Genomic DNA, 11,469 nt, shown 5'->3' with positions numbered 1-11,469 from the left:
CCTAAGGTTTGTCAGGTTGACGGTCACATGGTCGAGATCTTTGTGCCAACAACCCCACTTTTTTGCTCCTAACGGTCAGAAAATGGGCTACTCTGTGGCCTCACTTCATCATACTTTTTTTGATAGATAATGGTACCTAAATCACGAATATCATAGCCTTCCAATTCAGTTAAACTATTCAAGAATTCAGTTGATTGTAAGTAACGAATTAGAGCATGTAAAGCAATTTTATTTTCGTCTGTAAAACGGAAAACAAGATCAAATTGTTCGTTTGTAATCGGAATGAAATCGAGTCCTAAATGACTAGCAGCAGAACGAATGCCAAATGCAACATCGGCTATTCCTCTACTTATGTAAGAAGCGGTAGTTAAGTGATTCCATTCTTCTTTCTCATAACCATTAATTTTCTCGGGATTTATGCCGAGGCTTGATAATCTTGAATCCAATAAAAACCTTGTACCTGATCCTTTCTGGCGATTGACAAAGTGAATTTCCTGTCTAGTAAGATCATGAAAATCGTGGATTTCTTTTGGATTACCTTTTACAACAATGAAACCTTGTTCTCTTGATGCAAATCTTAGTACTGAAATGGATTCATAAATAAAAAGTTGGTGTATAAATGGAAGATTGTACTCTTGTGAAGATGGATCCAAAAGATGCATAGCCGCAATATCACTTTGGCCTCTATAAAGCATCATTAAGCCTTCAAGACTACCGATATAAGTTGGTTGAATTTGAAGCTGTAGCGCTGATGAAACTTGTTTTACAAAATGCTCCACTAGAAAATCATGGCTTCCGGCGAGACGAATGGGAATAAAGTTAGAATCAGATGATTCTGTCGGGTCAATCCGGCTTTTCCGAGCGGGTGCTTTCGTACTGTCTTTGTATCTTTCAAGCTCGGCTTGCTCGACTCTCATTTTGTTCCCAACCTTGAATGCCCGTAATTCACCTCTTTTAATGAGCTCATAAACAGTATGCTTTGAAATTTGAAAAAGTTGAGCAACTTCATCGGGAGTATAGGCTTTATCTTCCATCGGAAACACCTCCTTCTTAACTAATACTCTAAATATAAGGGAATCCCTGCCAATTAACAGTGAATTTTATAAAGTTTTGTTTAGTTCCGTTAGGTCTTGTTAAGAATTGTCGCAGAATGTTCGAAAAATAATATGTAATAGTTGAAAAAGAAATTTTCAATCGTTCACACATCATTCATGAACTTCACTTGTTGTTCAAGGATGAGCAAATCATTTTTATTGTACTATTGTGATAGATAGTAATTGTGTGAGAAGGGAAGGGATCCTTAATGGAAAAGCTGCTTTATATAACGGTAAACCCAAAGAGAGATACAAAACTCTCAAAAGGAATGCAAATTGGAGAGGTATTTCTGGAAGAATTTAAAAAAGAGAAGCCAGATGTAGAGGTTGTCAACATGCACTTGTATGATATGGAAATTCCTGAGATTGATATGGATCTTATGTATGCTCGGGCAAAACTTTCCTTTATGGGGTATGCGTTTGAGCAATTAACTGAAGCTGAGCAAACACAGATAACAAAAATGCATGAACTTGCCGACCGCTTTATTGATGCCGACTATTATGTTTTTGTTACCCCCTTGTGGAACCTGGGCTCCCCTTCAATTTTAAAAGCATTTCTTGATAATTTATTCATTGTTGGTAAAACGTTCAAGAACGCCGAGCATGGGCCAGAAGGGCTTTTAACTGGTCGAAAGGCAATTCATATCCAAACGCGCGGGGGTATTTACTCGACTGGACCGATGGTTGACTTTGAGTTCGGTGATCGCTTCTTAAGAACGGCACTAGGATTTTTGGGCCTTGAAGTAATGGATTCCGTTGTAGCAGAAGGAATGGATCACTTTCCAAAAATGGCCGGTGAAATTATGGCTAAAGCAAAGGAAAAGGCAATTGAAAGTGCACGTGAAATGGCGAAGGATAAATAAGAAAAGGCGGCCCAATTTGGGCTGCCTTTCTTTAGCTAATCAGAATTTATATCCATAAATTCTGCTAGCGCATAAGGGCAACTACGCTTCTGTCATTGCCCTTAGGTCTCGCCAATCGGCGAGTTTTCTTTAAAATCTCCCCGTAAATTGGAAAAAGAGAACGGCGAAGCCCAACACCCATACATAGATTGCAAAAGGCTTTAATGAATGTTTCTTCAAGAAGGTTACCATCCATTTAACCGCAATATAGCCAAATACGGCGGAGGCAGCGATCCCCACGTATAGGGCGGAAAAAGAAATTTCTTCTCCTTGCCCCTTCATTAAATCAAAGGATTGAAGCACAACGGCGCCTGCAATAGCTGGAGTTGATAAAAGGAATGAAAAATATGCCGCCGTTTCCCTGTCCAATTTTCTCCATAGTGCAGCAACGATTGTTAAACCAGATCGTGAAATAGCAGGGAAGATGGCTGCAGCCTGGAATGTCCCGATGATAAAGGCATCCTTGTAAGTAATATCATCCATCTTTTTATTACCATTTTTGGCGGAATCAGCACACCATAAAAAAATACCCGTAATTAAGAACTCCCAACCTATTGTTACCCCTGTTTTGGAGATTTCATCAAAGAAGTCCTTGAAGGCTAGTCCAATCGCAACAGCTGGAATGGTTCCGACTATTAATAGAAATGTTAATTTGCTGAAAGGATTTCTGATCATTTTTATAAATTCAGCCTTATAAAAAACAATTACTGCTAAGAGTGTCCCTAGATGGAGCATTGTATCGAGTAGGAGACCAGCCTCTTGCAATCCAAATAAGTTTCTTCCTAAATAAAGGTGGCCAGTACTACTAATTGGTAGAAATTCCGTTAGGCCTTGGATTATTCCCAATACTAAAGCTTCTAGTTTTGTTAACATAAAATACCTCACTTATCATTTAATAGTTGTCCCTTTATTTATATGGATATTCAACTATGAAACAGAACTTTCCTTCATTAAAAAAATGCCCCATTTAGTCATAAATAAAAATGTATAATGATAGTTTAATAAAATGGTAAATCAAACACCTCTGCCATAAAATAAATATAAGACATCAGGAAAGAAGGGGATCTCCCTTGAAAAATCATTCCCTATTTTTTAATACATCAATCGGTGTAATGAAGCCGAATAGTATAAAAAATAAACAGGAACCATGCCCTTTTTGTGACCGGGCTCAGCTTACAGATATTTTAGCGGAAGATGGCAAGATGATTTTGTTGAAAAATAAATACCCTGTATTAGAGAATACCTTCCAGACTGTATTGATTGAAACAGATACCTGTGAAGATGAATTGTCGACCTATGAACCAGCACATTTACATAGTTTACTAAAATTCGGATTAAAGCACTGGCTAGAAATGGAGCATAGTGGTTGCTATGAATCTGTTTTATTTTTAAAAAACCATGGTCCTTTGTCTGGAGGATCAATCTCACACCCCCATATGCAAATCATCGGATTAATGGATCTTGATTATAAGGAAGGTTCAAAGGAAGAGTATTTTAATGGAATGGAAATAAAAATGCAGAATGGAGTTTTATTTAATCTTTCAACAGAGCCAAGAGTGGGTTTCTATGAATTTAACATCCAAATGGCAGATGCAGGCTATATTGAAGAGTTTGGGGAATTTATCCAGATTGCGGCGCATTATATCTTACATCACTTTCGATTTAAAGTGACAAGCTATAATATATTTTTTCATCATCTTAATGGAAAAATATATGCAAAGGTTGTGCCGCGGTTGGTTACAACGCCCCTTTATATTGGATATGGTATCCCGCAAGTTCCAAATAATCTTGAATGGATGGTCGAGCAAATACAAAGCATTTATTTTTGAGGTAAGAGGGCTTGTACCTCTTGCTACCTGAAAAATGCAAATAAATCCAATCCAAGATAAAAGTTGTACTTTGCCTAAATAAAAAATATAATGAAGTATTGTACAGGTTCCTTTCCCTGCGAAATAACTAAAGGAGAATGAACATGACTTCTAATAAAAACAATACTTCAAAACTTGATTATAACCTTATACTTATCTTATTTTTGCTATTTTTGGTTAGCTGCGTTTCTATTTATAGTGCGCAAGCGACAGGACAATATAAAGAAAACTTTCTCTTAAAGCAAATTGTTTGGTATGTGGTTGGTGGTGGGATTATCGCGGGTGTTATTACGCTTGATTCTGATCAATTAAAAAAACTAACATGGTATGCATATGGCTTTGGTCTATTCCTGCTTGGCTTTTTAATCATTGCGCCAACAAGCATTGCCCCTGTAATAAATGGAGCGAAAAACTGGTTCAAGGTTCCCGGCATCGGTTCACTTCAGCCATCAGAGTTTGTGAAAATATTCGTCATCCTTGCACTGGCAAAGGTCATTGAAGAACATCATCAAAAGACAATGATAAAGACGGTTAAAACTGATTTCTGGCTCTTAGTAAAGCTTGGAATTGTAACAATGGCACCGGTAATTCTTGTTATCAAACAGGACTTAGGGACATCGCTTGTTTTTCTTGCTATATTGTTAGGAATGATCTTTATTTCAGGGATTACATGGAGACTACTAGCCCCTATTTTTTCTGTAGGAGCTGCGCTTATTTCGACGATTTTTTATTTTGTTTTATGGAAACCAGATGTGTTGGAAAAGTTTCTAGGTGTCAAACACTATCAGTTCGATCGGATTTATTCTTGGCTTGACCCGTATAATAACCAAAGCACAACAGGCTTTCAATTAACAAGATCCTTGCTTGCTATTGGCTCTGGTGAAACATCTGGAAAAGGATATGGTCACAGGGATATTTACTTGCCGGAAAGCCATACTGATTTTATCTTTAGTATTATTGGGGAGGAATTTGGATTTGTTGGGGCAAGTGTTCTAATCAGTCTATTTTTCCTGTTAATTTACCATATTACCAAAGTTGGAATGGAAACAAAGAATAATTTTTATACGTATCTCTGTGTTGGTGTTATCAGTATGATTACCTTCCACGTCTTTCAAAATATCGGAATGACGATCGGCTTATTGCCAATCACAGGAATTCCACTTCCGTTTGTTAGCTATGGAGGAAGCTCGTTAATGGGCAATATGCTGGGGATCGGCTTGATTTTTTCCATTCGCTATCATTACAAAAAATATATGTTCTCAACTAATTCATAAGTACAAGCCTATTCAATGATGAAAACTTGCTTGGGGCTTATGCTAGATGATAAATGATTTATCTTATTTTAGAGGGTAGAAGGTGTTAAAGTGGATAAAAAAGTGTTTGCCCAGCAATTCGATGCATTAATTGAAAAGTATGCAGAGCTTTTGATTGGAGACGCCAATGAGGAAGCAAAAGAGAAGCTACGGATTTGGGGATTGTATACTCATATCGCGAAAAGTATGCCGGCTCTTGCAAAACATTGGAACGGGCTGTACCCAGAAGCAAAGGATGAAATGAAAAAGATCATAGAGGAAATCAAGTTGTTAAATGAACAAAATCGACAAAAGTAAACCGGAAGCGATGCTTCCGGTTTATTTTTTAGTTATAAGAGGGTTTTCTTTATTGAATCATATTCCCATTAGGAAATTGATTGGTATACCCTTGGAACTGTTGGTATGATTGCTGAAGCTTTTGCTGGTCAGCTGCTTCAATAGCGTACCATCCTTTTTTAAACATTAAATTATAGAGATCTCTTTGGCTGTTCTGTGTTTCTGTAAAGATAGTTAATACGTCATTGTAAAGTCCCTCGTGGCTAGCCTCGTGCAAAGCCATACTATAAGCGGTCGTCATATACTTCTCAGTTGTCAGTAAGTCATTGATAAAGTCGCGCTCGTTCATTTGCGGTGTTTTTGGTACCTGTGTTTCGGGATTTTGAATTTTTTGCTGGTTCATCTCAGATTGCTCCTTTGCGAAAGAATGCTTATTGCATATTATTTAACGGCTGTTGTTGGTTTAGGTGCTCATTTAAGTGACCTAGTAGTTGCTGGTAGTGTTGCTGGTGCATTTTCCCACACTTTTCCGCCTCAGCTTTTAATTCTTGATCCTGACATTGTTGGGCAAAAAAGTTTGCTTTTTTACTAGCTAACAAATTCCAGGACATCATATCAGTCAAATAGAGTGAATCCTTTGTTGAAATAACTCCTGGAGGCTGTTGCATAACCCCTTGTTGATTTTGCATTGTAAGATTTTGCTGCTGCATCAATACCCCTCCTATATCATATTTTTTAACTCGTACATCTTATATGATTTCTCTGCATGAGGCTATTTATGCAAAATCTATCGAAATAAAGGGTAATTTAGAGTATATAAATTATTCTTAAAAAACAATTCGGTTCGTAAGATAGAATTGGAAAGGTTCTGTATTAATCAATAGATAAAGTTCATTCAGATTGGTTTTCAGAGGGGGAGAGAGAATGGAACAAGCATTAAAAAATTTTTTCCTATTTTTATCAAAGAACAAATCTTTTAATAAATTGGCGAAAAAGTATGGACTACGTCTTGGTGGATCACACTTTGTTGGCGGTGAAACAATTGAGCAAGCAGTTCAGACTATCAAGGATTTAAACAGCAAAGGGCTATCCGTTACAGTCGATTATTTAGGTGAATTTGTAGATACGGAGAAAGTTGCTGTTGAAAGAACGGATCATTCTATTAAAACAATTGAGGCCATTAATCGTGAAAAATTAGATGCCCAATATTCCTTGAAAATGACTTCTATGGGGATGGATATTTCCGACGAGGTGATCATGAGAAATATGCGTCGAATTCTTGAAGCAGGGAAGAAAAACAATGTGTTTGTCACAATCGATATGGAAGATTCGGGACGCTGTCAAAAAACGCTAGATATTTTTAAAGAACTTAAGGCGGAATATGATAATGTCGGAACGGTTGTCCAAACTTATTTATACCGAACTGAAGCAGATATTGATGATTTAAATAAATTTTCACCAAACCTTCGCATTGTAAAAGGCGCATATAAAGAGCCTGTGGAAGTGGCTTTCCCTGATAAAAAAGATGTGGACGAGAGCTTCAAAAAGATTGTTAAAAAGCATATGCTAAATGGAAACTTTACAGCGATTGCCACTCATGATGAAGCGATGATTGAATATACAAAGCAGATTGCCAAAGAGTATAAAATTCCAAAGGATCAATATGAATTTCAGATGTTATATGGCATTCGTTCAGAAAGACATGTTGAGTTACTTAAAGAAGGCTATAATATGCGCGTATATTTACCATTTGGAACAGACTGGTGGGGCTATAATATGCGTAGATTAGCCGAACGTCCAGCAAACGTTGCATTTGTTTTAAAAGGCGTATTTAAAAAGTAAGACAAAACAGGCTGACCCCTAGCAAAGGGTTTACTTGTGAAGTTCCAAACAAGAAAGAACAAATCAATTGAATGGTTCATTTGCATGTTGGGTCAACCGAGTTTTGTCCTTCATCGCCAAGATGAAGGACATTTTTCATGTTGTTCCTATTTCTTAAATTGGTTATTCTGGCTATTTACTTTCCCACCGCCGTCTCTTTCAACTGTTGGCCCGGCGTTTCCTTTAACGCTTGCGGCACTTATACCTGCTCTGGATGGGTCTTTTTTTATTTTTCCCATTTTGAAATCACCTCTCTACTAGATTGCCCTTCCTGAATAAATTATTTCAAAAAAAATTTATTTAGGGTTATCAAATGTTGCGAGAATTTTCAAAATATTTTATTATAGAAATAACAGTATTTAGTTGATCCGATTTTTTTTGACAATAAAATGAATGAGTATTCATTCAGTGAATTGAAAGGGGAGATGAAGTTGATCCAATTTATAAAAAGAGCTGCTGTTTTAGGTTCTGGGGTAATGGGTTCGGGAATTGCTGCCCATTTGGCGAACATTGGTATTCCGACATTGCTATTAGATATTGTTCCAAGGGAATTAACAAAGGAAGAAATAGAAAAAGGGCTAACTTTAGAGGATCGACAAGTTCGTAATCGCTTTAGTACTTCTTCCATTCAAAAATTAGTTAAACAAAAGCCTGCATTATTGACATCAATAAAAAATTTAGCTCTGATTGAAGCGGGTAATCTTGAGGACGATATTAACAAACTAAAAGATATTGATTGGGTGATAGAGGTAGTAGTTGAAAATCTAAGTGTTAAAATGCAAATTTTTGAAAGGGTGGAACAATACCGGAAACAAGGTAGCATTATTAGCTCCAATACATCAGGAATTTCGGTTGAAGCCATGGTTGAGGGCAGATCTGAAGATTTTAAAAAGCACTTCCTTGGAACCCATTTTTTTAACCCACCTCGCTATTTAAAATTACTTGAAGTTATCCCGACCCAATTCACAGATTCTAAAGTTCTTGATTTTATGAGGAAATTTGGTGAGGATGTGCTTGGTAAAGGTGTGGTAATAGCGAAGGACACTCCCAATTTCATCGCCAACCGAATTGGTACGTATGGCCTCATGGTCACGTTACAAGAAATGCTATCGGGGAGATATAGTGTTGGAGAAGTGGATTCAGTGACAGGTCCTTTGATTGGACGTCCAAAGAGTGCGACATTCCGTACACTAGATGTCGTGGGCCTCGATACATTCGTCCATGTTGTTACGAATGTGTACGAACAGGTATCAGGAAATGAAAAGGAAGTTTTCACTGTCCCAGCTTTTATGAAGGAAATGCTTGAAAAAGGATGGCTTGGGAGTAAAACGGGGCAGGGTTTTTTTGCTAAAAAGGGTAAAGAAATTTTTGAACTTGATACAGATACGTTACAGTATGGTCCGCGTAAAAAATTAAAAACTGCTTCTATTGAGATGAGTAAGCTTGAAAAGGGTTTATCCAACAAACTAAAAGTACTTGTATATGCGAATGATCGAGCTGGACAATTGCTGTGGAATATCCTTAGTCCAGTTTTAATGTATTCCGCGGAGTTACTTGGGACAATTGCTGATGATATTGTCGCCATCGACAATGCAATGAAATGGGGTTTCGGGTGGGAAATGGGCCCATTTGAAACATGGGACAGCATTGGTCTTGAAAAGTCTGTTCAAAAGATGAGTAATTCTGGTATAGCCATTCCTAATTGGATAACCGAGATGCTTGCGAAAGGCTTCCATTCTTTTTATAAAGAGGTGGATGGGCAAACATGCTTTTATCAAAATGGCGAATACAGATCCGTTGCAGTTAATCCTAAAGTGATCAATCTTAAACAATTGAAGAAACAAAAAGGAGTTATTAAAAAAAATAGTGGTGCGAGCCTGATTGATCTAGGCGATGAAGTTGTCTTGCTAGAATTCCATTCGCCAAATAATGCGATTGGTATGGATATTATCCAGATGATTAACTTTGCAATCGACGAGGTAGAGAGAAATTATAAAGGACTCGTTATTGGAAACCAAGGGAAAAACTTTTGTGTAGGGGCAAACTTGGCAATGATCCTTATGGAAGCTCAGGATGATAACATCTATGAACTTGATCTGGTAGTCCGTCATTTCCAGCAAGCGATGCAAAAGATTAAATACAGTACTAAACCAGTTGTTGTAGCACCTTTTGCGATGACACTTGGCGGGGGTACAGAAGTTTGTCTTCCGGCTGCGCACATTCAGGCAACGGCCGAAACCTACATGGGTCTAGTGGAAGTTGGCGTTGGCTTAATCCCTGGTGGTGGAGGCAATAAAGAGCTTTATATAAAACATCTGGAAAATTTGCCTCATGGTGTTGAATTTGACCTGCAAAAAGTTGCTAATAAGGTGTTTGAAACGATTGCAATGGCTAAGGTATCAACATCTGCTGAGGAGGCACGCGAACTGAATCTATTAGATCTTGCAGATGGAATCAGTGTAAATAGCGACCATCTACTTTTTGACGCAAAACAAGCTGTCCTTAGGCTATCGGAAACAGGATATAAATCAAAAGTACGCAGAAAAATTCCTGTTGTCGGGGAAACGGGATATGCCACATTATTGCTTGGAGCAGAAGCAATGTTCTCTTCTGGCTATATTTCTGAACATGACTTAAAAATAGCGAAGAAGCTAGCGTATGTCCTTTCGGGCGGAAAAGTCCTATATGGAACCGAAGTTGATGAACAATACTTATTGAATTTAGAAAAAGAAGCATTCTTAAGCCTAGTTGCTGAACAAAAGTCGCAACAGCGCATGCAACATATGCTTCTAAAGGGAAAACCACTTCGGAACTAGAAAAGTGTTGGTGTTTGATCAAAATTTATTCACGGATAAAAACTGCCTAGGTACTGGGGTTGGACAATAATAGAGGATTCATATTTTTAAAGAGAAAGTGAGGGAATGGGATGAGAGAGGCTGTTATCGTTGCTGGGGCACGAACCCCTGTTGGTAAAGCGAAGAAAGGGACGCTTGCCCATGTTCGCCCTGATGATTTGGGTGCACTCGTTGTTAAAGAAACATTAAAACGCGCGGGTAATTATGAAGGGAATATTGATGATTTAATATTTGGGTGTGCAATGCCGGAAGCGGAGCAAGGAATGAACATGGCCCGCACTATTGGGGCACTTGCAGGTTTGTCATATACGGTTCCGGCGCTCACTATAAATCGCTATTGTTCGTCAGGTCTTCAAGCAATCGCTTATGCGGCCCAAGGGATTATCTTAGGTCACTCGGATACAGCTATTGCAGGAGGGGCGGAATCAATGAGCCTTATTCCAATGATGGGGCATGTTGTACGTCCCAATATCAAACTTGCTGAAAATACCCCCCAGTATTATATGGGGATGGGGCATACAGCAGAAGAAGTAGCAAAAAAATATGGCATTTCTCGCGGGGAACAGGATGCTTTTGCCGTCCGTAGCCATCAACGGGCTGCAAAGGCAATTTCAGAGGGGAAATTTAAGGATGAAATTGTTCCTGTTGATGTGAAAATTAGGTCTGTTGGTGCTGATCATAGGCTTACTGAAAAAAACATACAATTTTTGCAGGATGAAGGGGTTCGACTTGACACAAATTTAGAGTCGTTGGCAAAACTTCGCCCAGCCTTCTCTATAACAGGTACAGTCACCGCAGGTAATGCCTCACAGACAAGTGACGGGGCAGCAGCAGTTATGGTAATGGACCGCGTCAAAGCAGAATCGCTTGGACTTAAGCCTTTGATAAAATTTCGTTCATTTGCTGTCGGTGGTGTTCCGCCTGAAATCATGGGTGTCGGTCCAGTTGTTGCTATTCCAAAAGCATTAAAGCTAGCTGGGCTTGAACTTTCAGATATTGGCTTATTTGAACTGAATGAAGCATTTGCCTCTCAATCAATTCAGGTGATTCGTGAACTAGGGCTTGATGAAGACAAAGTAAATGTGAATGGTGGTGCAATTGCCCTCGGACATCCACTCGGCTGTACAGGTGCAAAGCTTACCCTAACTCTTTTACATGAGATGAAGCGTAGAAATGTACAATTCGGGATTGTAACTATGTGCATTGGTGGAGGAATGGGAGCTGCTGGTGTGTTTGAACTTTTATAAAGGATAATCTTGGGAATGTCAGCTAAAAAAATG

General features: G+C 38.4%; 12 protein-coding genes. 7 read left to right on the top strand and 5 right to left on the bottom strand.

Annotated features, from left to right (window positions below; genetic code table 11):
- Positions 1–68: 68 nt before the first annotated feature.
- Positions 69–1,034, bottom strand: coding sequence for a substrate-binding domain-containing protein (locus tag RCG20_RS08625; RefSeq protein WP_308183818.1), 966 nt, complete (start codon positions 1,032–1,034; stop codon positions 69–71).
- Between the two features lie 269 nt (positions 1,035–1,303).
- Here RCG20_RS08625 and RCG20_RS08620 point away from each other — a divergent pair, with 269 nt between their 5' ends.
- Complete coding sequence (locus RCG20_RS08620) at positions 1,304–1,957, top strand: FMN-dependent NADH-azoreductase (protein ID WP_308183817.1); 654 nt, start codon at positions 1,304–1,306, stop codon at positions 1,955–1,957.
- A gap of 129 nt (positions 1,958–2,086) precedes the next feature.
- On the opposite strand, the gene RCG20_RS08615 is transcribed toward RCG20_RS08620, so the two are convergent.
- Positions 2,087–2,869, bottom strand: coding sequence for an undecaprenyl-diphosphate phosphatase (locus tag RCG20_RS08615; protein ID WP_308183816.1), 783 nt, complete (start codon positions 2,867–2,869; stop codon positions 2,087–2,089).
- A 197-nt stretch (positions 2,870–3,066) separates the two neighbouring features.
- Here RCG20_RS08615 and RCG20_RS08610 point away from each other — a divergent pair, with 197 nt between their 5' ends.
- The 3 genes from RCG20_RS08610 to RCG20_RS08600 all read left to right on the top strand — a co-directional run bounded on the left by RCG20_RS08610 (position 3,067) and on the right by RCG20_RS08600 (position 5,474).
- Complete coding sequence (locus RCG20_RS08610; RefSeq protein WP_308183815.1) at positions 3,067–3,825, top strand: DUF4931 domain-containing protein; 759 nt, start codon at positions 3,067–3,069, stop codon at positions 3,823–3,825.
- A gap of 143 nt (positions 3,826–3,968) precedes the next feature.
- Entirely contained in the window at positions 3,969–5,138 is a 1,170-nt protein-coding gene (locus RCG20_RS08605; protein ID WP_308183814.1) for an FtsW/RodA/SpoVE family cell cycle protein, read from the top strand.
- A 90-nt stretch (positions 5,139–5,228) separates the two neighbouring features.
- A complete protein-coding gene (locus tag RCG20_RS08600) occupies positions 5,229–5,474 on the top strand; it encodes a DUF2573 family protein (protein ID WP_308183813.1) in 246 nt (81 codons plus the stop codon).
- Positions 5,475–5,523: 49 nt separating this feature from the next.
- Here RCG20_RS08600 and RCG20_RS08595 read toward each other — a convergent pair whose 3' ends face one another.
- Positions 5,524–5,856 carry a spore coat protein gene (locus RCG20_RS08595; RefSeq protein WP_308183812.1) on the bottom strand — a complete coding sequence of 111 codons (333 nt, stop codon included), beginning with the start codon at positions 5,854–5,856 and terminating at the stop codon, positions 5,524–5,526.
- 28 nt (positions 5,857–5,884) lie between these two features.
- Positions 5,885–6,163: a hypothetical protein gene (locus tag RCG20_RS08590; protein WP_308183811.1), complete on the bottom strand. Its 279-nt coding sequence runs from the start codon at positions 6,161–6,163 to the stop codon at positions 5,885–5,887.
- A gap of 214 nt (positions 6,164–6,377) precedes the next feature.
- On the opposite strand from RCG20_RS08590, the gene RCG20_RS08585 reads away from it, so the two are divergent.
- A complete protein-coding gene (locus RCG20_RS08585; protein WP_308183810.1) occupies positions 6,378–7,295 on the top strand; it encodes a proline dehydrogenase in 918 nt (305 codons plus the stop codon).
- 146 nt (positions 7,296–7,441) lie between these two features.
- Here RCG20_RS08585 and RCG20_RS08580 read toward each other — a convergent pair whose 3' ends face one another.
- Complete coding sequence (locus tag RCG20_RS08580; protein ID WP_308183809.1) at positions 7,442–7,573, bottom strand: YuzL family protein; 132 nt, start codon at positions 7,571–7,573, stop codon at positions 7,442–7,444.
- Positions 7,574–7,810: 237 nt separating this feature from the next.
- Here RCG20_RS08580 and RCG20_RS08575 point away from each other — a divergent pair, with 237 nt between their 5' ends.
- Together RCG20_RS08575 and RCG20_RS08570 are read left to right on the top strand one after the other, a co-directional pair.
- Complete coding sequence (locus RCG20_RS08575; protein WP_374120535.1) at positions 7,811–10,150, top strand: 3-hydroxyacyl-CoA dehydrogenase/enoyl-CoA hydratase family protein; 2,340 nt, start codon at positions 7,811–7,813, stop codon at positions 10,148–10,150.
- A gap of 110 nt (positions 10,151–10,260) precedes the next feature.
- Positions 10,261–11,436, top strand: coding sequence for an acetyl-CoA C-acetyltransferase (locus RCG20_RS08570; protein ID WP_308183807.1), 1,176 nt, complete (start codon positions 10,261–10,263; stop codon positions 11,434–11,436).
- Positions 11,437–11,469: the final 33 nt, after the last annotated feature.

The sequence above is a fragment of the Neobacillus sp. PS3-40 genome (assembly GCF_030915485.1).
In the GTDB taxonomy this organism is placed as follows: Bacteria; Bacillota; Bacilli; order Bacillales; family Cytobacillaceae; genus JAUZPL01.
Note: the sequence above shows the minus strand (reverse complement) of the source record. Positions and strands in the feature narration are given on the sequence as shown.